The organism is Streptomyces sp. NPDC002680, from assembly GCF_042889145.1.
Classification (GTDB): domain Bacteria; phylum Actinomycetota; class Actinomycetes; order Streptomycetales; family Streptomycetaceae; genus Streptomyces; species Streptomyces adonidis.
The window spans coordinates 208,715-228,519 of sequence record NZ_JBIAQP010000018.1 but is presented as its reverse complement, the minus strand read 5'-3'; the positions used below and the strand labels follow the sequence as shown (position 1 = coordinate 228,519).

General features: G+C 71.8%; 17 protein-coding genes. 3 read left to right on the top strand and 14 right to left on the bottom strand.

What is annotated here, in order from left to right; genetic code table 11:
* Positions 1 to 68: 68 nt before the first annotated feature.
* The 9 genes from ACFYXF_RS38695 to ACFYXF_RS38655 all read right to left on the bottom strand — a co-directional run bounded on the left by ACFYXF_RS38695 (position 69) and on the right by ACFYXF_RS38655 (position 11,259).
* Complete coding sequence (locus ACFYXF_RS38695) at positions 69 to 1,280, bottom strand: type III PLP-dependent enzyme (RefSeq protein ID WP_389356662.1); 1,212 nt, start codon at positions 1,278 to 1,280, stop codon at positions 69 to 71.
* Positions 1,277 to 3,064: an IucA/IucC family protein gene (locus ACFYXF_RS38690; protein WP_389356661.1), complete on the bottom strand. Its 1,788-nt coding sequence runs from the start codon at positions 3,062 to 3,064 to the stop codon at positions 1,277 to 1,279. The genes ACFYXF_RS38695 and ACFYXF_RS38690 overlap by 4 nt, the downstream gene beginning before the upstream one ends.
* Positions 3,064 to 4,275 carry an MFS transporter gene (locus ACFYXF_RS38685; protein WP_389356660.1) on the bottom strand — a complete coding sequence of 404 codons (1,212 nt, stop codon included), beginning with the start codon at positions 4,273 to 4,275 and terminating at the stop codon, positions 3,064 to 3,066. The genes ACFYXF_RS38690 and ACFYXF_RS38685 overlap by 1 nt, the downstream gene beginning before the upstream one ends.
* On the bottom strand, positions 4,272 to 5,987 hold the full coding sequence (locus tag ACFYXF_RS38680; protein WP_389356707.1) for an IucA/IucC family protein: 1,716 nt from the start codon (positions 5,985 to 5,987) through the stop codon (positions 4,272 to 4,274). Before ACFYXF_RS38680 ends, ACFYXF_RS38685 begins: the two co-directional genes overlap by 4 nt.
* A 14-nt stretch (positions 5,988 to 6,001) precedes the next feature.
* Complete coding sequence (locus ACFYXF_RS38675; protein WP_389356659.1) at positions 6,002 to 7,189, bottom strand: acetyl-CoA carboxylase biotin carboxylase subunit family protein; 1,188 nt, start codon at positions 7,187 to 7,189, stop codon at positions 6,002 to 6,004.
* 120 nt (positions 7,190 to 7,309) lie between these two features.
* The gene (locus ACFYXF_RS38670; RefSeq protein ID WP_389356658.1) at positions 7,310 to 8,353 is read right to left on the bottom strand and encodes an ABC transporter substrate-binding protein; all 1,044 of its coding nucleotides are present in this window, start codon (positions 8,351 to 8,353) and stop codon (positions 7,310 to 7,312) included.
* A gap of 43 nt (positions 8,354 to 8,396) precedes the next feature.
* Entirely contained in the window at positions 8,397 to 9,224 is an 828-nt protein-coding gene (locus ACFYXF_RS38665; RefSeq protein WP_389356657.1) for an ABC transporter ATP-binding protein, read from the bottom strand.
* Entirely contained in the window at positions 9,221 to 10,270 is a 1,050-nt protein-coding gene (locus ACFYXF_RS38660; protein WP_389356656.1) for a FecCD family ABC transporter permease, read from the bottom strand. The genes ACFYXF_RS38665 and ACFYXF_RS38660 overlap by 4 nt, the downstream gene beginning before the upstream one ends.
* Positions 10,267 to 11,259: a FecCD family ABC transporter permease gene (locus tag ACFYXF_RS38655; protein WP_389356706.1), complete on the bottom strand. Its 993-nt coding sequence runs from the start codon at positions 11,257 to 11,259 to the stop codon at positions 10,267 to 10,269. Before ACFYXF_RS38655 ends, ACFYXF_RS38660 begins: the two co-directional genes overlap by 4 nt.
* 209 nt (positions 11,260 to 11,468) lie before the next feature.
* Here ACFYXF_RS38655 and ACFYXF_RS38650 point away from each other — a divergent pair, with 209 nt between their 5' ends.
* Positions 11,469 to 12,314 carry a (2Fe-2S)-binding protein gene (locus ACFYXF_RS38650; RefSeq protein ID WP_389356655.1) on the top strand — a complete coding sequence of 282 codons (846 nt, stop codon included), beginning with the start codon at positions 11,469 to 11,471 and terminating at the stop codon, positions 12,312 to 12,314.
* Between the two features lie 3 nt (positions 12,315 to 12,317).
* On the opposite strand, the gene ACFYXF_RS38645 is transcribed toward ACFYXF_RS38650, so the two are convergent.
* The 4 genes from ACFYXF_RS38645 to ACFYXF_RS38630 all read right to left on the bottom strand — a co-directional run bounded on the left by ACFYXF_RS38645 (position 12,318) and on the right by ACFYXF_RS38630 (position 17,887).
* Positions 12,318 to 14,081 (bottom strand): ABC transporter ATP-binding protein, encoded by a 1,764-nt coding sequence (locus ACFYXF_RS38645; RefSeq protein ID WP_389356654.1) that lies wholly within the window; start codon positions 14,079 to 14,081, stop codon positions 12,318 to 12,320.
* 70 nt (positions 14,082 to 14,151) lie between these two features.
* A complete protein-coding gene (locus tag ACFYXF_RS38640) occupies positions 14,152 to 15,696 on the bottom strand; it encodes a TIGR00730 family Rossman fold protein (protein WP_389356653.1) in 1,545 nt (514 codons plus the stop codon).
* A gap of 14 nt (positions 15,697 to 15,710) precedes the next feature.
* Complete coding sequence (locus tag ACFYXF_RS38635) at positions 15,711 to 17,096, bottom strand: FAD-binding protein (RefSeq protein ID WP_389356652.1); 1,386 nt, start codon at positions 17,094 to 17,096, stop codon at positions 15,711 to 15,713.
* Complete coding sequence (locus ACFYXF_RS38630) at positions 17,093 to 17,887, bottom strand: isopentenyl transferase family protein (protein WP_389356651.1); 795 nt, start codon at positions 17,885 to 17,887, stop codon at positions 17,093 to 17,095. The genes ACFYXF_RS38635 and ACFYXF_RS38630 overlap by 4 nt, the downstream gene beginning before the upstream one ends.
* A 257-nt stretch (positions 17,888 to 18,144) precedes the next feature.
* Here ACFYXF_RS38630 and ACFYXF_RS38625 point away from each other — a divergent pair, with 257 nt between their 5' ends.
* A complete protein-coding gene (locus tag ACFYXF_RS38625; RefSeq protein WP_389356650.1) occupies positions 18,145 to 18,747 on the top strand; it encodes a transketolase in 603 nt (200 codons plus the stop codon).
* Here the strand turns inward: ACFYXF_RS38625 and ACFYXF_RS38620 are convergent.
* A complete protein-coding gene (locus ACFYXF_RS38620; protein WP_389356649.1) occupies positions 18,737 to 19,366 on the bottom strand; it encodes a rhodanese-like domain-containing protein in 630 nt (209 codons plus the stop codon). The two genes, ACFYXF_RS38625 and ACFYXF_RS38620, sit on opposite strands and share 11 nt — an antisense overlap.
* An 88-nt stretch (positions 19,367 to 19,454) precedes the next feature.
* Here ACFYXF_RS38620 and ACFYXF_RS38615 point away from each other — a divergent pair, with 88 nt between their 5' ends.
* Positions 19,455 to 19,742 carry a metal-sensitive transcriptional regulator gene (locus ACFYXF_RS38615; protein WP_105973141.1) on the top strand — a complete coding sequence of 96 codons (288 nt, stop codon included), beginning with the start codon at positions 19,455 to 19,457 and terminating at the stop codon, positions 19,740 to 19,742.
* Positions 19,743 to 19,805 lie beyond the last annotated feature (63 nt).

Genomic DNA, 19,805 nt, shown 5'->3' with positions numbered 1-19,805 from the left:
CGGGGCAGGCGGGACAGGCGTGAATCGAGGGCCGTCCGGCCTCACCGGGCGGCCCTCGCTCATGTGTGCTAACTCCGGTGGTTCGTTGGCAGCGGCTCCGTGCCCAGGAAGTGGAAACCGGGTCTCGGGTGCATCAGGAAGTCGTGGTGGGAGATGTTCCACGCGTAGGCGCCCGCCAGCGAGAACAGCACCCGGTCGCCCGCCCGGAGTCCCGCCGCCGGGACCCGGCGGGCCAGTACGTCCTTCGGTGTGCACAGCTGGCCCGACAGGGTGACCCGAGCATCCTCCGCCGCCGGGCGCGGCCACGGGTGCGGCCATGCGTCCACCGGCAGTACCGTGCAGGGCTGGTCGTGGCCCTTCGTCGCGGGGGTGCGCAGATGGTGGGTGCCGCCCCGGACCACCGCGAACTCCTCGCCGTGGCTCCGCTTCACATCCAGCACCTCGGTGGCATACCAGCCGCAGTACGCGGTCAGCGCCCGGCCCGGCTCGATACGCAGGGTCAGTTCCGGGTACGCCTCGGTCAGCCGGGCCAGGCCTCTGCCGAACGCCGCCCAGTCGAAACGGCGGGCCGGGGCCGTGTAGTCGACGGCCATTCCACCGCCGACGTTCACCTCGCTGACGCGCACCCCGAGCCCCGCAGCCCAGGTCACCACGGACTCGGCCACCGCCAACTGCTCCCGGGCGTCGAGCCCGCTCGCCAAGTGGGCGTGGATTCCGCGCAGTTCGAGGTGGGGGTACGTCCCGTCCGTGAGCGCCCGGAGCATCCGTACCGCACCGGCCGGGTCCAGGCCGAAGGGGGTCGGCCGCCCGCCCATCGTCAGCGAGCTGCCCGCCAACGAGCCGTCCGATACGGGGATGTTGACGCGTACCAGCACCGCCACCCGCCGGTCGGGGCCTGCCTGCCGCGTCAGCTCGGCGAGCATACGCAGCTCATGCTCGCTCTCGACGTGGAACCGGTCCACGCCCAGTTTCAGCGCGGCCAGTACCTCCTCCGGCGTTTTCCCCGGCCCGCCGAACGCCAGCGGCCGGCCCGGCACCGCGTCGGCGACATGGGCGAGTTCGCCGCCCGAGGAGACCTCGTAGCCGTCGACGTACGGCGAGAGCGCGGCCAGGATCTCCGGTTCGGGGTTGGCCTTGGCCGCGTAGTACAGCTCGACCCGCTCGGGCAGCGCCGCCCTGATCATCGCCGCGTGACTGCGCAACTCCGTCAAGTCGTAGACGTACGCGGGTAGTTCGGCGGTGGGCAGGGACAGCGCGTGGTCGCGCACGGCGGGGGTCATCGGGTGCTCCGGGTGGTGTCGCGCAGGATGTCCTCGGCGAGCGGGGACGGCAGCCGTACGTATCCTGCTTCGCGGTCCGCCTTGCGCTCCCAGCGGGTGAGAAGGTTGGCCTTCGCGGGCAGCGGCACCCCGGCGAGCAACGCGGCGAGCCGTGGCGGGCAGCCCGACCGGTCGGCGTAGGACCGGAGCGTGTCACGCACCCGCCCCCACAGCTCGGCCTCGGCCTCCGGGTGCAAGTCGGCCAGGGCGGCGAGGAGTTCGGCGATGTGGTTGACGAGCAGGCAGTACACGACCCGGTCCCAGCCGCGCTCGGCGTCGTACGTCATCGGGCCCGCGACCTCGGCCGGTACGGCGGTCAGGGTGTCGGTGTGGTGCTCGGGGACCAGCTTGGTGCCCTCCAGGTCCCGGAAGAGGACCTGGGCGGGGCTGCCGTCGGCGCCCACGCAGATCAGCACGTTCTGGAGGTGCGGTTCCAGGACCAGCCCGTGGTCGAAGTAGGCGGCCAGAACGGGTGGGACGAGCAGTTCGAGGTACGCCGACCACCAGGTGAGGGCCGACTCGCGGTCCGTGTCGGTGAGCAGCCGGGAGATGTGCGCGGCGCTCGTCGGGTACTCGTCGGCAACCGCCGCCGCCAGCAGGGGAGTTGCCCCGGGTGTGAGGCGTCGGGGCAGGCCTTCGCGGACGATCACGCCGAAGCCCTCGAAGAGATCGCGGTCCGGCGTACCGTCGGGGCCGGGCAGGGCCAGCGTCCGGTAGGCGGGCTCGCGGAGCACCGCGCTGCCGGGGAAGCGCTCGGCCAGCTCGGCGAGGGCCGGGGCGAGGGCACGGGTGAGGGCGACGGCACCGGACAGCTCGTAACTGCTGTTCTTGCGCAGGCAGTTGGTGATCCTGACGTTCAGGCTGAACTTGAGGAACGTCTCGCCGTCGTACAGGGTCCGCACGGAGGCGGTCGCGGCGAAGGGGCGCCCGCCCGTGCCGAGGTCCAGGACGTCACCGCGCTCCAACGCGGCCCGCAGCAGCGGGTGTTCGCGCAGGGTCTCGTACTGCCAGGGGTGCGTCGGCAGCAGCCGGTAGCCGTCGGGAACGTCCGTGCGCTGACCGTCCAGTGCGGCGGCGGCCCAGGGGGCGGCGGTCTCCTCGGCGATCAGGTGTGCGCGTACGGCGAGATGCCGGAGCGGGAAGACGGCCCCGGTCTCCGGTGCGTACGCCGCCCAGGCGCGGGGGTCGCCGGTGCGGGCCTTGGGCGTGGGGTGGAAACGGTGGCCGAAGAGCAGGGACTGCTCGGAGGCGAGATAGGCGGCGAGGTGGGAGGGGGAGTGGTCGGCCGCCCGTGTGGCGGGGCGCTCGTGGGCGAGTGCGGTCGTGATGGCCTGGTGGCTGGAGGTGATCTGCTCCAGGAACTCGTCGTTGCGCTCGCCGGTCCGCAGGGACAGCTCGTCGCGTGTGTACTCGGCCAGCCGCCGCCAGTCCACCAACGCCCAGCCGTCGCCGGCCTGCTCGCTCACCGGGCCGGTGAAGCGGTGGGCGCCCAGGAGGGACGTACGGCGCAGGCTGACCCGCAGGAGAACTCCGCGGCGGGGGAGGCGGAGCAGGAGGTGGCCGTTGTCGACGACGGTCTGGCGTTCCGGGCCCGACACCTCGCGCAGCAGGCAGTTGAGGAGGGTGTGGGTCACCACGTCGTCGGCGGTGGGGAGTTCGGCGACGGGCGGTCCGGCAGCAGACAGTGCGGCAGCAGAGAGTTCGGCGGCTGCAGTAGTGGCGGGCGAGTCGGTCAGTGAGGGCATCAGCGGCTCCAACGGGCGCGGTGCGAGCGGGGGTTGGGGAGGAAGAGGGAGGCGAGGACGGTGAGTGCGGCGGCACCGCTGCCGGTCAGCACCGGTGCGGCCGGGCCGAAACGGGCGCTGCCCGCCGCCGCGGCGAGACCGGCGGCGACCGCGCCGGCCTTGGAGAAGAACTCCAGCGCGCCGAACATCCCGCCGGGCGCACGGCCCTTGGCGCAGTCGGCGGCCAGCACGGACAGGGACACCAGGCCGAGCGTGAGCCCCACTCCGAGGACCAGCCGTACGGCGATCAGCGTGGTGAGCGAACCCGCGACGCCGTGTCCGGCGAGGCCGAGCGCGATGAAGGCGAATCCGAGGACGATCCCGGTCCGGGGCCGGTCCCGGACCACGGAGTGCACCGCCAGCGCCGACACCAGATAGACCAGGTGGGGGAGGGCGAAGAGGACGCCCGACAACGTGGCCGACGTACACGGCAGCCGGTCCTCGACCAGGGAGATCAGATAGGGGAAGGAGATGACGGTGGAGAACACGAACGCGAACTCCAGGGCGTACAGGGTGCGCAGGGAGACCACCGGCGCGGCGGAGGGCGCGGTGGTCTCGGGTATGGACTCGGGCGCCTGCTCCTCGCTCGGCTCGGGGAGCGCGGCGAGCAACAGGGCGGCGGTGAGCGGGAGTACGGCCAGCAGCGCGTACTGGCGGTGCGGCGACAGCCAGCCCGACAGCGCGCCGACGACGATCGGCGCGACGACCAGGGCGGCTCGGGCGCTGCCCTGCATCAGCGTGAGCGCCTTCGACAGGGCCGGGCCCTCCAGCGCGGCCCCCAAGTAGCCGTTGGACGCGGCGAACGTGCCGCCGAGGATGCCCTGGAGGATCAGCGCCACCGTGAACGTGGCCAGCGAATCCGCCCATCCGGCGAGCACAAAGGCGACGGCCAGACCCAACTGAGCCCGCAGCAGCAGCCGTTTGCGACCGTAGCGGTCAGCGAGCCTGCCCCAGAGGGGTGCGCCGAGCGCGCCGAACACTGTCGGGACGACATACAGCACCCCGGCCCAGCGCGCGGAACGGTCGCCCAACTCCGGGAGGATCTCGGTGAGATACGGCGGAAGACCCAGGGCCGCGAAGGACGCGACGAAGTAGCAGGCGGCCACCGCATGCACATGTCCGCGGCCGAGGGGCGAGGGTCTTGGCAGGCGCCAGGCGGCCTCGGCGCTCATACCGAATCCCTTGCCTGGAGAAGGTAGTTGGGGCCCGTGGTGTAGTACTTGTTGATGTCGGCGGCGCCCGAACGCTCCTTGCTGAGCAGGGTTCCGGCGCTGACCATCGCCTTCACGGGCAGGTGCGGCGCGTCCAGGATCCGGCCGCGCAGTACGGCGGCCGGGGTGCCGCCGAGCCGGTCCACGGCCTCGGAGAGCCGGTCGCCGACCAGCCCCAGCAGCGTGGGCAGCGGCGCGCGGCCGTGCCTGGCGAGCCCGAACGCGTAGGCGCCCGCGCACAGATGGACGGTGATGGTGGCGAACACATCGGCGACCGGCCCGTCCTCGGTGCCGTAGGTCCGCTCGTCGTCGAAGCCCCACGGCCCCGGCAGAACGGCGGCGAGCCGGTCGGTGTTGATGCGCGGCCCGTCGTTGTCCTTGAACAGCAGTCGCACCCGGCCGGGTTCGGGCCCCAGGACCAGCGACACGTTCTGCTGATGCGACTCCAGGGCGATGCCGTGGCGGAAGAGCGTGGTCTGCCAGTCGAACAGGAGGGTGAGGCAGGCGTCCAGCAGGGCGAGCGGGTCGCCGCCGTGGAAGCGGTCGGCGAGCTGGTCGACGACCAGCCGTCCGCCGGGCGCCTCGGCCAGCAATGCGGCCAGCGGGACGACGGCCGTGTCGTCGAGGCCGGCCGGGTAGCGGCGGCACAGGACGGCGAGGAGTTCGTGTCCTGCGTGCGCGTACGTGGTCTCGTCGGCGTGCAGAACGGTGTCCCGGAAGCGCGGCTCGCGCTCGACGACCCGCTCGATCAGCCGCTGCCCGGCGGCGCCGTCGACGAGCGTGCCCGGCTTGATGGAACGCCGGTTGCGCAGTCCCAACGTGGCGGTGGCCAGGGGGAGTTTGAGGTGCAGGGTGGGATCGGCGGCCACGGCGACGGTACGCATCGACAGCGTCGGGACCACTTCGAGGTACCCGTGGTCGGCGAGCCGCGTGCGTCCCGCGAGGCCGGTGACCCGCAGCGCCTCGTCGAGCGGGGCGCCGACGGTCAACGGGTGCACGGGCAGGGCGAGATGCGTGCCGCTCAGCTCCTCCATACCGAGCACGGCCGGCGTCGGCCAACCCTCCGGCAACGCTCCCGCGAGCGTCACCGCCTCCTGGGGCACGGCGAGCCAGCGCAGCGCGAAACGGGGGTGGAACTCCGGCGCATACGCCCGCAGTTGCTCCTCCGTCAGCCCTGACCGGCCTCGCGCGGTCGGATACACGGGATGGTCGATCCGGGCCGCGAGGGTGTCGTACGCCAGGGAGGCCGTCAGGCCCGTCCAGCGTGCGGGGTCGGGGCCATGACGGTCCGTCAGCCGCTCGGTGACCTCCTCCCGGGTGGCGTCGTGCAGCCGAAGCGTGGCCAGGGTCTGCCGACATTCCTCCGCGAAGGCGTCGAAGCCGGCGCGGTCCACGGGGTCGGCCAGCGCTCGGAGTTCGGCGAGCACGGCGTCGTACGAGGTCAGCTCGGCGCCGTCCGACTCGCGTACGAGCAGCGGCAGCCGGGCGGCGTACACGCACTGGAAGCCGTCCTCGGTGAGCGGCAGCAGCAGGGCGTCGTCGGTGTCCGTCGGCAGGCGCAGCCAGATGCCGTCCGGGCGGTGGGTGAGCGTGCCCCGGGTGCGCAGACCGACGACGTCCTCGCGGAGCAGGGCGCTGAGGACACGGGTGAGCAACTCGGCTCCGGCAGTCATGGGAGGTGCGGCGGTCACGGCTGGACCTCCCAGCGCCGCGCCGCCAGGAACTCCGCCGACACCCGGTCGACCGTCGGCTGGTCGGTGCCGGTGGCCCGCAGGACGCCCAGGTAGTCGCGGTTGGTGCGGTACAGCTCGTGTCGCTCACCCACCGCGCGCAGCGGACGATATGTCAGATGTACGCCGTCCACGGTGAGTTCGCTGGCCGGGGGAGCGGAGACCAGCGTGCCCGCGCGGTCGGCGCACGGGTACTCCAGACGGGCCGCGCCGTCACGGCGAACGCCCAGGTCGGCCGGGAGCGGCTCGCCCAGGTGGGTGCGCAGGATGTGCTCGAAGAGCGGGATCTCCAGGAGCCGGGCCAGCAGCAGGTCGACCTGGTCGCCGATGGCCCGGTAGTTGACCTCGATGATCCGGGCGCGCCCCTCGTGCACGACGAACTCGGTGTGGCAGGCGCCGAACCCGACGCCCAGAGCGTCGAGTTGGGCCAGTATCTGCGCGACGACCGGCTCGGGGTGGGCCGGGACGAAGACGAGCCGCTCCTCGATGAAGTACGGGGGCGGCGACACGTCGGTGTGGAATCCGCCCAGGACGTGTCGGACGTGCCTGTCGCCGAGCGTCTCCAGGGTGTACAGCTCGCCGGGCAGATACTCCTCGACGACCAGTACGGCACCCGGCCGCCGCGCGAAGATCTCCCTGGCGCGACTCTCCAACTCCTGTGCGTCGGCGACGAGTACGACGTCCTCGCTCGCCACTCCCTCACGCGGCTTGAGGACACACGGATACGGCGCGGCCGACGCGACGGGTTCGATCGGACGGGTCTCCGTCAGCTCGGCGGACCAGACCGTGTCCACGCCCGCGACCGCGAGCCGACGCCGCATCTCAGCCTTGTCCTTGCAGGCCAGTGCGGCCCGCCAGTCCTTGCCGGGCAGGCCGAAGTAGTCGGCGGCCAGGGCCGCCTGGGTCTGGAGATGGTCGCTGTTGCTGAAGACTGCGTCGGGCCGGTGATGCGTGGAGATCCGGGTGACGACAGCCCGGAAGTCACGGACGTCGCACTCCAGGATCTCGACGTCCGGGTACATGGCCCGATGCGCGTCGGGCTGGTCGGTCAACACGGTGACGTCGAGGCCGAGTCGGGCGGCGGCGGGCAGGAAGCCCTCGGTGACCGAGTCGGTGGGGTTGAGGGCGAGCAGGTACAGATGCATGACGTGTGGAACAACTTCCGCTAGCGGGTGGGGGGTTGGGGTCCAGGTCGGGGGTTCGAGCCGGAGGCCCGGGAGCGGGGCGCGTGCAGAAGGGCGCGCCCCGCCCCCGTACAGCGGGAGTTACTCCTTGGGGAGCCGCACACCGGTGGCCTCGGCCACGTCGGCGAGCATCTGCTCGGCGGCCTGGACGCCGATGCCGGACATCCAGATCTCGTCCGGGACCTCGAAGACCTTGCCGTTCTTGACGGCGGGCAGGCTCTTCCAGACCGGGTTGGTGACGACCTGCTGCTTCTGCGTCTTGTCCTCGGTGTCGGCGGCGGTGACGAAGATCAGGTCGGCGTCGGCCTGGTCGATCTGCTCCGGGCTGACGTCCTTCATCGTGACCTCGGGGTCGGTCGAGATCTGCGACTTGGGGCGGACAAGGCCGATGTCGCCCAGGACGACACCGCTGTAGGAGTTGGACTGGTAGAGGCGGGTCGGACCGGCGATGAAGCGGACCACGGACGCGGTCGGCATGGTGCCCTTGTCCTTCGCCTCGATGGCCGCACCGAGCGCCTTGGCCCGCGTCTCGTACTCCTTGAGCCTGGCGGCGGCCTCGGTCTCCAGGCCGAGGGCCTCGGCGTGCACCTTCAGGTTCTGCTTCCAGACGCCGCCGGTGGTCTCCGTGAAGACGGTCGGCGCGATCGCGCTGAGCTTGCTGTAGATGGCCTCGTGGCGGACCTTCGAGGACAGGATCAGATCGGGCTTGAGCGAGGCGATCAGTTCGAGGTTCGGTTCCAGGAGCGGACCGACGTCCTTCGTGCCGCTCAACTCGCCCTTCAGGTAGGTCGGGAAGCCGCCCTCGGACTTGAAGTGCGGGGCGACCGCGCCGACCGGGTCGATGCCGAGGAGGGTGACGTCGTCCAGCTCGCCGGTGTCGAGCACGACGACCCGCTTGGGCTTGGCGGGGATCTTCACCTTGCCCATGACGGTCTTGAGGGTGCGCGGGAATCCGGCCGTGTCGGCGGCGGCCCGCGCCGTAGTGTCCGTGCCCTTGTCGTCGGAGTTGTCGCTGCCGCAGGCGGCGAGGACGGCGGTGCCGAGTACGACGGCGAGAAGCAGGGCGATGAGCCTGCCGAGGCGGCCGAACCGGCCGAATCCGGGCAGGGAAGGGGTGGTGCGCATGAGGGGGGTTGGTCTTTCTGTCGATTGGGGTGGTGCGGGTGGGTCACGCGGTCGCGGCGGAGTGCCGCACCGCGCTGCCTCTGGGTATGACCAGCGGGGTGCCGGTCTCCGGGTCGGGTATGACCCGGCAGTCCACGTCGAACACGGACTTGACCAGCTCCGCGTCGAGCACGTCGCCGGGAGCGCCGACGGCGGCGAGGCGGCCGTCCTTGAGGACCACCATGTGGTCGGCGTAACGGGCGGCCTGTCCGAGGTCGTGCAGCACCATCACCACGGTGCGGCCCGCCTCGGCGTGCAGGGCGGCGACCAGATCGAGTACGTCGAGCTGGTGCCGGAGATCGAGGAAGGTGGTCGGCTCGTCGAGCAGGAGCAGCTCGGTGTCCTGCGCCAACGCCAGCGCGATCCAGGCGCGTTGGCGCTGCCCGCCGGAGAGCCGGTCGACGGGCTGGTCGCGCAGTGCGGTCGTGCCGGTGCGCTCCAGGGCCTCGTCTACCGCCCGCTGGTCGGCCGTCGACCAGGGGGCCAGCAGCCGCTGGTGCGGGTACCGGCCGAGCCGTACGAGCGCCTCGACGGTGATCGCCTCCGGGGTGACCGGCTGCTGCGGCAGCAGCCCCATCCGCAGGGCGAGCGTCTTCGCGGACATGCGGTGGATGTCGGAGCCGTCCAGCGTGACGGTGCCGGCGGCGGGCGCGAGGAGTCTGCTCAGCCCTCTCAACAGGGTTGATTTCCCACAGGCGTTGGGGCCGACAATCGCGGTGACGGCGCCGCCGGGCAGGATGAGGTCGAGCCCGCCGACGACGAGCCGGTCGCCGTAGCGCAGGTCGAGGGCCTCGGTGCGCAGCTGGTTGACGGTGTCCGGCCGGGCGGTCATGCGTGACTCCTGTGAACGGGCTTGCTCTGACGGAACATCAGCACCAGCAGCCAGGGCGCGCCGAGCGTGGCGGTGACCGCCCCGACCGGCAGCCCCTCGGCGGGCAGCAGATGCTGGACGACCAGGTCGGAGGCGAGCAGCAGTACGGCACCGGTGAGACCGGCCAGCGCGAGTGAGACGGCGGTCGGCGGGCCGGTGAGGAAGCGGACGATGTGCGGTACGGCGAGCGCCACGAACGTCACCGGACCGGCGAGCGCGGCGGCCAGCGACGCCAACACGACGGCGACGAAGAGGAGTTGGAGCCGGGCGGCGGAGGTACTGAGCCCGAGGGCGCCCGCCGAGTCGTCCCCGAGGTCCAGCACGGCGAGCCGCCGGTGCAGTACGAGCGTGACGGCCAGGGCGGCCACCATGGCGCCGCCCGCTCCCCACACCTCCGTCCACGTCCGCCCGTACACCGAACCGGTGGTCCACTGGAGCGCGGAGCCGGCCAGCTCGGCCGGGAAGCGCACGATCAGCAGGTTCACGGCGGCGGCGAGGCCCGCCTGCACGGCGAGCCCGGTCAGCACCAGCCGCGTCACGGCGACCCCGGAACGCCAGGCGAACACGCCGAGCAGCAGTGCCGAGAGCAGCCCTCCGGCCAGCGCGCCGACAGGGATCAGGGTCTGCGAGGCTCCGGCCGCGATGAGGGATACGGCACCGAGCGACGCCCCGCCGGTCACGCCCATGACATCGGGCGAGGCCAGCGGATTCCGGAACAGCCGCTGCAGCACACACCCGGCGACACCGAGCCCGGCCCCGGCGACGATCGCCGCGAAGGCGCGCGGCGCCCGGAACTGCTGCACGACCAGTACGTCCCCGGAGTCCCCGAGCCCGACCAGCGCCCGCAGTGCCGTACCGGTCGGCATGCCCATCTCACCGGTGGTCAGGGCGACGGTGAGCAGCGCGAAGAGGGTGACGAAGCCGCAGCCGGAGTACAGCAGCACGCGGCGGCGCAGTCGGAGCCGGGAGTTGGACGTCGTACGGGCGAATGCGGCGGCGCTGGTCATGAGGCCACCTTCCGTGCCAGCAGCGCCAGCAGGGGCGCGCCCAGGAACGCGGTCACGATGCCGACCTCCAGTTCCGAGGGGCGGATCACCAGACGGCCCAGGACATCGGCCGAGAGCAGGAGCAGGGGACCGGCGATCAGACAGCCGGGGACCAGGAGGCGATGGTCGCCACCCAGCAGCGGACGTACGAGATGAGGCGCCGCCAGGCCGATGAACGCGATCGGGCCCGCCACCGCGACGGCCGAACCGGCCAGCAGGACGACCGAGATACCGCCCGCGAGGCGGATCCGGGCCACCGGGACGCCGAGTGCCTGGGCCGAATCGTCGCCCAGGGCAAGGGCGTTGAGGGCGGGGGAGACCGCGAGGGCGAGCACCAGGCCGAGCAGCAGCGAGGGCAGTACCGGCCAGAGAGTGGTGAGGGTGCGGCCGGAGAGGGAGCCCGCCAGCCAGAAGCGGGCCTCGTCCAGGGTGCGCTGGTTGAGGAGCATCACCGCCGACGTCCAGGAAAGCAGGACCAGTTGGAGGACGGTGCCGCCCAACGCGAGCCGTACCGGGTCGATGTCGCCCGCCCGGCGGGCCAGCGACTGGGCGAGCAGGGCGGCGCCCGCAGCGCCCGCGAAGGCGAACCACACATATTCGACAGGGTCGTTGAGCTTCAGCGCGAAGATCGCGACCACCACCGCGAAACCGGCACCCGCGTTGATCCCGAGAGTGGTCGGTGAGGCGAGCGGATTGCGGGTGATGCCCTGGGCGACCGCCCCGGCGACCCCGAGCGCCGCGCCGACCGCGAGCCCGATCACCGTACGTGGCAGCCGCAGCCCGGTCACCACGAGTGCGTCTCTTCCCTGGGCGTGGCCGAACAGCGCGTCGGTCACCGTCGACAGGGGCACCGAGCGCGCGCCGAGGGCGAGGCTCAGCGCGGAGATCAGGGCCAGGGCCCCGAATCCGGTGAGAAGGATCGGGATGTGCCTCAGGGCACGGAAGGGCACACCGGTCGGTGTGCCCCGACGGTTCGCAGTCACGAGCCGGGAGCTTAGGTTAGGCATGCTTTACTTTTCAACCAGCTGTGGAAGCGCTGTGACGTGCATGGTCCTTGATCATCGACATGGGGGCACCCCGGTAACCGCCTTGCGATCTTGCCAGTAAGGTAAGCCTTGCCTATCTAACCCCACTCGCACCTCTCTGCGCAGGAGTACCGATGAGCGTCGCCCTTGAGTCCCCGCCGGCCACCGCCGCCGCGCGCGTGCTCGGCGGCGCCTATCAACGCCTCACGGACATGTGTGAAGTGCTCAGCGTGGAGGTCGCGAGGCCGGGTGTGACGGGCGCTCAAGAGGGTGTCACCGGAGCCGAGTTGACGGACAGTCACGAAGCTCTCGACGCCTTCGTCGAGGCCGAGACGGCGCGGATCCAGGAGCGTTACGGGCACACCGCCCGCCCGCATGTCGCCGCGTCCCGCGCCCTGCACGACTACGCCTGGTCGGTCGGCCTGCTGATGAGCGGGGTCTGGTACCTGGAGCGCCGGGTGCCGCGTATCCGGCCGGAGGACGTTCGGCTGGACCTCGCCACCGGTGAGTACAAGATCACACCGGGGTCTTCCTTCTCCTGCCTCCCTGGAGACCCAGCCGCCACCCTCCCCGGAGTCACGGTGCTCCCGCACGAGGAGGCGCTGCGCACCGAGCTGCGCGCCGCCGTCGCCGACCACATGGCCCCGCTGCTCACCGCGCTCGGCCCGGTCGCCCGTCGGCGATCGCGTGCCCTGTGGGGCCTGGTCTCCGACGACCTCGTCTCCGGGATCTGGTACCTCGGGCGCGTCCTCGGCCGGGAGGGCGACGCCATCCGCGCGGCCACCGAACTGCTGCCCTCCGCCGTCTCCCCGTACCCCGGCGGCGCCGACTTCCGCCACCTCACCGACACGTCAGGGCAGCGCCACCCGACCCGCACCCGTGCCGGCTGCTGCCTCTACTACACGATCCGCCCCGACGAGGCCTGCTCCACCTGCCCCCGCACCTGCGACTCGGAACGCCTGCGCAGGCTGGAGAGCTGAGACTCAGCCGGAGTCGGTCGTCGCCAGGAACTGCGTCGCCGCAAGTTCGGCGTACAGCGGGTCCCCCGCGACGAGTTCACGATGGGTGCCCACGGCCCGTACCCGCCCCGCGTCCATCACCACGATCCGGTCCGCCGTCGTCACCGTCGACAGCCGGTGGGCGACGACCAGAACGGTCGTCGTACGGGCGACATCCGCGACCGTGTCCCGCAGCGCCGCCTCGTTCACCGCGTCCAGCTGCGAGGTCGCCTCGTCGAGCAGGAGCAGCCTGGGGCGGCGCAGCAGCGCACGGGCGATGGTCACCCGCTGGCGCTCACCGCCCGACAGCTTGGTGCCGCGATGCCCGACCAGGGTGTCGAGGCCGCGCGGCAGCCGGGCGACCAGACCGTCGAGGCGGGTCGTCTTGACCACGCGGGTGAGCGACTCCTCGTCCGCCTCCGGATTACCCAGGAGCAGGTTGTCGCGCAACGAGCCCGACAGCACGGGCGCGTCCTGCTCGACATAGCCGATGGCGGACCGGAGTTCGGTCAGCTCCCAGTCGGCGGCGTTCCGGCCGTCGAGCGTGATCACGCCCGACTCGGGGTCGTAGAAGCGCTCGATGAGCGAGAAGACGGTCGTCTTGCCCGCGCCGGACGGGCCGACGAACGCCGTCATGCCCCGGGCCGGCACGGCGAATGTCACGCCGTGATGGACGTACGGAAGATCGTCGTCGTAGCGGAAGCGCACCTCCTCGAAGGCGAGCGCCGCCGGTTCGGCGTCGGCGGCCGGGAGGGGCGCCGGGTGGGCCGACGACGGTTCGGCGGGCAGGGCGAGGGCTTCCTGGATACGGGTGAGGGCCGCGGCACCCGTCTGGTACTGCGTGACCGCTCCGACGACCTGCTGGATCGGCGACATCAGATAGAAGACGTAGAGGAGGAAAGCGACCAGCGTGCCGACCTCGACCGCGCCCGTCGCGACCCGCGCGCCGCCGACCGCGAGCACCGTGATGAACGCGATCTGCATCGCGAGGCCCGCCGTATTGCCCGCCGCAGCAGCCCACTTGGCGGCGCTCACACTCTGCCGCCACGACTCCTCGGCCGCCGCGTGCAGGTTCCGCTCCTCGCGGTGCTCGGCGCCGGAGGCCTTGATCGTGCGCAGCGCGCCCAGCACCCGTTCCAGCGAGGCGCCCATGACACCGACCGCGTCCTGCGCCCGCCGGCTCGCCTTGTTGATACGCGGCACGATCACCCCGAGCACGGTCCCCGCGCCCAGGATCACGGCGAGGGTGACGCCCAGCAGCACCGGGTCCACCAGGCCCATCATCACGATCGTCGCCATCAGGGTGAGCCCGCCGGTGCCGAGGCCGACGAGCGAGTCGGTGGTGACCTCGCGGAGCAGGGTCGTGTCGGACGTGACCCGGGCCATCAGATCGCCGGGCTCGGTCCGGTCCACGGCCGGTATCCGAAGCCGCAGCAGATAGGAGGACAGCGCCCGCCGCGCCCCCAGCACCACCGACTCGGCGGTCCGTCGCAGTACATACGAACCCAGCGCGCCCAGCGCCGCGTTGGCGACGACCAGCGCCGACATCAGCAGCAGGGCCTTGGTGATCGTCCGGTCGTGGGACAGATCGTCGATGAGCCCCCGCGCCACCAACGGCAGCGCCAGCCCGGCGGCCCCCGTGGCCAGCGAGAGCAGGGCGCCCACCAGCAGGGTCCAGCGGTGCGGCCGTACGTATCCGAGGAGCAGCCGCCAGGCGGGCTGACCGGCGTTCGGCTCTGCGATGCTCACGGGGCTCCTCGGCGGGCGGACGGGCGGGAGATTTCACCCTACGTCGGCCGCCGGGGAAGTGGAGAAGCAGCTATTCCTGCCCGTTGTCCGTGTGCTCCTCGTGCAGCGCCCGCCAGTCCAGCGCCGTAGTGAGGACGAGGGGTGGGGTGTCCGCGTTCGGCAGACAGTCGCCGAGCATGCCGGCCAGTACCTCGCCCGGGCCGAGTTCGAGATACGTGGTCACCTCGTCCTGCGCCAACATGCTTACCGCGTCCGCGAACTGGACCGGCTCGCGCAGCTCGCGCACCCAGAACTCCGGCGTACAGGCCTCGGAGCCGACCGGTTTCGCCGTGATGTCGGAGACCAGGGGGAGGCGCGGGGCGTGGAGGTGCAGCGTCTCCAGGGTGCGGCGGTATTCGTCGAGGAGCGGGTCGAAGTGCGGCGAGTGCGCGGCCACGTCGGTACGCAGCGTCCGTGTCCACCGACGGTGGCCCGCCCACTCCTCCTGTACGGCCGTCACCGCGTCCCGGTCGCCCGAAACCACCACCGCCCGGGGCCCGTTGACCGCCGCGACCACCACACCTGGCCTCGGGCGCAGCTCCTCCGGGGACGCCTCCACCGCCGCCATCGCACCCCCCTTCGGCAGCGCGCCCATGAGCCGCGACAGCGTGCCCACCGCACGGCAGCCGTCCGTCAGCGAGAACACTCCGGCGGCATGGGCGGCGGCCATCCGCCCGGCCGAGTACCCGAACAGCACGTCCGGGCGCACACCCCAGCTCTCCAGCAGCCGGTACTGCGCGACCTGGAGCGCGAAGATCGCCGGATTCCCGAACGCGATCCGGTCCAGCAGCGCGGCCGTGCGTGTACCGGCCTCGGCGAACATCACGTCCAGCAGCGGCACGTCCAGATACGGGTCGAGCCCTGCGCACACCTCCTCCAGCGCCGCCGCGAACACCGGGAAGGCGTCGTGGAGTTCACGCCCCATCCCCGGCCGCTGCGACCCGGCGCCCGAGAACAGGAACGCGGTCCGGCCACCAGGAAGCCTCCGTCGTACGGGAGTCGGCCGTGCCTCAGCCACCTCGCTGGACAACTGGACGAATGGTGCGGTCAGTTGGGCGACCACCTCCTCGGCCGACGCACACACCACGATCCGCTCCAGATCCCCGGGGTGCAGGAAGCCCTCGTCCCGCGCGTGTTCCAGGAACGCCAGCAGCGGACGGTAGAAGCCGTACGGGTCGAGCAGGAGACACGGCTTGCGGTGGATGCGCAGCTGCGCCCACGCCAGCGCCTCCAGCAGCTCCTCCGCCGTACCGAGCCCGCCCGGCAGCGCCACGAACGCGTCGCCCAACTCCGCCATCCGCGCCTTGCGTTCATGGATGTCCGCCACCACCTCCAGCTCGCTGAGACCGGTGTGTGCGATCTCGTACGGCAGCATCCGGCGCGGTACGACGCCCGTCACCTTGCCGCCGGCGTCCAGCGCGGCGTCCGCGAGCGTGCCCATGAGGCCGGTGCGGGCGCCGCCGTAGACGAGCGGCAGGCCCGCCTCCGCGAGGGCGCGGCCCAGGTCGGCGGCGGTCTCCTGATGGCCGGGGTGGTGTCCGGGGGAGGCGCCGCAGAAGACGGTGACGGCGGACACGGAAGCTACGGCGGTTACGGCCACAGTCCGTACCCCCGAGTGAGGACGGAGTGCGGGTCGTAGTGGTGCTTCGCGCGGGCGAGGGTCTCCCAGGCGGGGCCGAAGTGGGCCCGCCAGTCCCCGGAGGTCATCGGCACCGCGCTGGTCGGGTGGAGGACACCGCCGAGGTCGCGCGCCCGCTCGTACAGCGCCCGGTTGGCGGCGACCGCCTCCCGTACGTTCTCGGGGGCGCCGGGCGGTGCCGTGCGCATCAGGGAGAGCAGGCACAGGAGTTCACCCGGCGGCCGGCGCAGCAGCGGGGCGCGCAGGGCCTGTGAGGTGAGCGGGCGCAGCTGGACCACTCCGCAGGCGCGCAGGCCGCTCTGCGCGTGGTCGGCCAGTACCGTGGGGACGAACTCGGCGGCGGCCTCCTCCGGGAGGAGCAGCGTGAGCCAGGGGTGCGGGCGCTGCCACTCGCCGGTGGTGCGCAGGATCCGCTCGTCGCGGTCCATGCGGCACAGGAACTCCTCGTACGAGAGGTTCTCGATCTCCTCGGTGTCCCGGTCGTGTTCGAGGCCGCCGGTCAACAGGGTGTCGTCGCAGGGGAGTTGGGCGGTGTGCGGGGCCACGGCCTCGATCATGTAGTCCCAGGCGCCGTCGAGCGCGGGCCGTGCCTGGCCGCTCACATGGCTGAAGCGGTCGTCGCGGGCGAGGGCACGCTGGTCGGCGAAGTAGGTGCCGGGCGTGTGGTGGTAGAGGCGGAAGCGGCGGACCAGGGTGGGCGCGGGGACCAGGTCGAGCGTGGCGCGGACGATCAGCGCGCACTGGCCGAGGCCCGCCAGTACGGCGTCGAACAGGTCGGGGTGGCGCTCGCGCGAGCAGGTCACCTCCTCGCCGGCGCCCGTGACGACGTCCAACTCCCTTACGTGGTCGGCGACGAGGCCGTGCAGGTGACTGGAGCCGCCCAGGCCGCCGGTGCTCAGCAGTCCGCCGACGCTGCCGCCGAGATGGTCGGGGAGCACGGGCGGGGTGAGCCCCTCGGCGAGGGCGGCCCGGACGACCTCGCTCCAGCGGGCGCCCGCCCCGGCGGTCACCGTCCGTGCGGCGGGCGCGCAGCGCACCTCGTTCAGGGCGCTCAGGTCGACGACGTACCCGCCCTCGGCCTGGCCCTGGCCGTAGACGGAGTAGCCGCCGCCCCGGGCGGTGACCGGCAGACCGCTTGGGCCGGCCAGCGCGACGAACTCGCGCAGCGCGGCCATGGACGGGGGCGAGAACATGCCGAGCGGCCGTGATCCGACGATATGGCCGAAGTCGTCGGCGGCCCGGAACAGGTCCCCGATGTCCGCCGAGTCCTTGGCGGCCGACTCCGGGAACGGAACCAGGTAATCCGACCGGGGATCGATGCTCGCGATTCCTTTCATGCCGCACGCCCCAGCATGCCGGGATCGAAAACCGGTCCAGGCACCCGTTTCTCGAAAGTTTCGGTGAACACGCGGCTCTGCAGAATGCCGTGTTCGGCATGGCGCAGGGCGATCAGGGACGCCATCCGTGACAGCACCGGAGCAGGCAGCACCTGTTTGTGAATGGTCTCTACATCCAGTGAATATTTCGCACAGCATTCCAGAACGGCCTCGAAACCGTTCACGGACGCCGCGAAACGACGTTGCCGGGGATCGGTCCAGAGTGTGGCCAGCTCCTCCAGAAGGCTGCGGTCGGGGGCCGGCGGGGCGAGCATCGTCAGCGCCCGGCCGGTGAGCGCCTCGACGTACTCGTCGTACGCGGGCAGCGGCAGCACCCGTACGGACAGCTCCCAGGGCTGCGTGGCGCAGCGCGCGGCCAGCACGCGCAGCAGGGAGATCGAACCGCCCTCGACGATCACGAACCGATGGCGGGCGCTCAGCCGCTCCACCAGGTCGAACAGGGACTCGGCGGCCGCTTTCGCGCCGAGGTCGCCGTCGGCGACGGTCCGGTCGCCGAGCCAGTACCGCCGTACACCCGGGGCCTGTCCACCCGCGCGGGCGCTGGTGGTGGCCAGGTCCGTGAAGCACTGGAGCCGGTCGGCGACGACCACCGGGGCGCCGGTGACCCGGGCCAGGTCGTTGGCCGCCGCGCTCTTCCCCACGCCTGTCGGCCCCGCGATCAGATGAACAAAAGGGCGAAGCGCGCAATCAGCCGTGCAATCAGTCGTGCTGTCCGCTGGGCTCTCGGCCATCGGAGTTTCCCTCCCGTTCCGTGCAACCGTTGTCGAGCACGGACAAGAGAAGCACGGCATGACGTTGCGTCAACACCAGCTCACAGCCTGGGCAGGGCAAAGAAACAACCACATTGATCTGTGATTGTTAAAGGCCGGAAAACACGGAGTGGAGTGTTGAATTCCGGGGAATCCGCAGTGGTGTGAGGCGGGCACTGAAGCGCCTTTTCTAATGAATTCCTCACGCTGTGCGTCAGGTTCTTACCCAGGAGGACACCGTGCAATCCGAGATGCTGCTCGCCGCCGCCGACGCCCTGCCGCTCCCGGGAGGCGACGCGGGCCGCCCGGACGCCGGGGTCCTCGTCGGCTTCGGTGTCCCGGAGGAACTGGCCCGGTTCGCCGCCCGTCCCGGCTGGACCGTGTACGTCCCGGGCCACCCGGACGAGGTGCGGCGGGCCGTCGCGACCGCCATGGCCCGGAGTGAGCGGGCGTACGTCCATGTGTCCGCCGAGTCCAACGCCGAACCGCACGGCGCGACCGAGGGCTTCGAACTGGTCCGGGAAGGAAGTGCCGGCGTGGTGCTCGCGGTGGGTGCCACCCTCGACCCGGTGCTGCGGGCCACGGCCGGACTGGATCTCGCCGTCCTCTACGCGGCCACCGTCCGCCCCTTCGACGAGGTCGGACTGCGCACCGCCGTGCTCGCCGCCGACCACGCCGACGTGGTGCTGGTCGAGCCCTGTCCGCGCGGCACCTCGGCCCATCATGTCGCCGGCACGCTGGTCCACGTACCGCACCGGCTGCTCGCCCTCGGTGGGACGGACGGGCCGGACGGCCTGGACGAGACCGAACTCGCCCGGGCCGTACGGGACTTCATGCGCTGACGTCGGTGGCGTGCCCGGCCGACCCGGCCTGTGCCCGGGATCGCTGCGCGAGCGCGGTGAGGGTGGCGTCGAGGTCGGCGGGCCGTGGCCGGTTGTGCGGCAGTTTGGCCAACAGGTAGGCCATGCCGCAGGTGTTGCTGACGGCCGAGAACACGAGGCCGCCCGCGACCCCCGCGGACAGCAACTGCCAGGCGGGGTGCAGGAGGCCCAGTCCGAGGCCCACGAGGACGATGGTGCCCGCGGTGAAGCGGACCTGACGTTCCATGGACCAGACGGCGCGGGCCTTGGTCGCCGGGCGGTGCAGTTCGTGTCCTCCGTCCCGCCAGCCCTGGGTGCCGCCGGTCAGGGTCATGGCCGGGACACCGTTCTCGGCGAGGACCGCACAGGCGGACTCGGAGCGGGCGCCGGAGGCACAGACGACGAGCAGTTCTCCCTGGTCCGCCGCCTCCTTGAGGACGGGCAGCGCGCGCCGGACGTGGTCCAGGGGGATGTTGAGGGCGCCGGGGAGATGCCCGGAGGCGTACTCGCCCGGGGTGCGGACATCGATGACGGTCAGCTGGGGCAGGCGGGTGCGGGCCTGGTCGGTGTCGAGGGCGACGGGGGTGACGGGAGCGGTCATGAGTGACTGGGATCCTTTCGTGGGGTGTGACCGTTGGGGAGGTAAAATACCCCCAAGGGTATGTAGCGGGGTATGTGGAGGAGTGGTTGTGGAGCTGCAGTTCGAGGGCGATGAGCTGAAGTCGGTGCTGAATCGGCTGCGCCGGGCGCAGGGTCAGATCTCCGGGGTGATCCGGATGATCGAGGAGGGCCGTGACTGCGAGGAGGTCGTCACCCAGCTCGCCGCCGCCTCGCGTGCCCTGGACCGGGCGGGCTTCGCCATCATCGCGACGGGACTGCAGCAGTGCCTGACCGATGTGGAGGCGGCCGAGCGGAGCGGCGAGACGAAGGAGCAGATGCGGGCCCGGCTGGAGAAGCTGTTCCTGTCGCTGGCGTGATGGGGATCGAGGAGTGAGCGGTGGACGGGGGAGAGCCTCTCGGGGCCTCCCCGTCGGGACGGC

What these genes read in the sequence shown, in the direction of transcription:
- ACFYXF_RS38695 (WP_389356662.1), bottom strand. Translation starts at nt 1,280, where the DNA reads ATGACCCCCGCCGTGCGCGACCACGCGCTGTCCCTGCCCACCGCCGAA.
- ACFYXF_RS38690 (WP_389356661.1), bottom strand. Translation starts at nt 3,064, where the DNA reads ATGCCCTCACTGACCGACTCGCCCGCCACTACTGCAGCCGCCGAACTC.
- ACFYXF_RS38685 (WP_389356660.1), bottom strand. Translation starts at nt 4,275, where the DNA reads ATGAGCGCCGAGGCCGCCTGGCGCCTGCCAAGACCCTCGCCCCTCGGC.
- ACFYXF_RS38680 (WP_389356707.1), bottom strand. Translation starts at nt 5,987, where the DNA reads ATGACTGCCGGAGCCGAGTTGCTCACCCGTGTCCTCAGCGCCCTGCTC.
- ACFYXF_RS38675 (WP_389356659.1), bottom strand. Translation starts at nt 7,189, where the DNA reads ATGCATCTGTACCTGCTCGCCCTCAACCCCACCGACTCGGTCACCGAG.
- ACFYXF_RS38670 (WP_389356658.1), bottom strand. Translation starts at nt 8,353, where the DNA reads ATGCGCACCACCCCTTCCCTGCCCGGATTCGGCCGGTTCGGCCGCCTC.
- ACFYXF_RS38665 (WP_389356657.1), bottom strand. Translation starts at nt 9,224, where the DNA reads ATGACCGCCCGGCCGGACACCGTCAACCAGCTGCGCACCGAGGCCCTC.
- ACFYXF_RS38660 (WP_389356656.1), bottom strand. Translation starts at nt 10,270, where the DNA reads ATGACCAGCGCCGCCGCATTCGCCCGTACGACGTCCAACTCCCGGCTC.
- ACFYXF_RS38650 (WP_389356655.1), top strand. Translation starts at nt 11,469, where the DNA reads ATGAGCGTCGCCCTTGAGTCCCCGCCGGCCACCGCCGCCGCGCGCGTG.
- ACFYXF_RS38635 (WP_389356652.1), bottom strand. Translation starts at nt 17,096, where the DNA reads ATGAAAGGAATCGCGAGCATCGATCCCCGGTCGGATTACCTGGTTCCG.
- ACFYXF_RS38630 (WP_389356651.1), bottom strand. Translation starts at nt 17,887, where the DNA reads ATGGCCGAGAGCCCAGCGGACAGCACGACTGATTGCACGGCTGATTGC.
- ACFYXF_RS38620 (WP_389356649.1), bottom strand. Translation starts at nt 19,366, where the DNA reads ATGACCGCTCCCGTCACCCCCGTCGCCCTCGACACCGACCAGGCCCGC.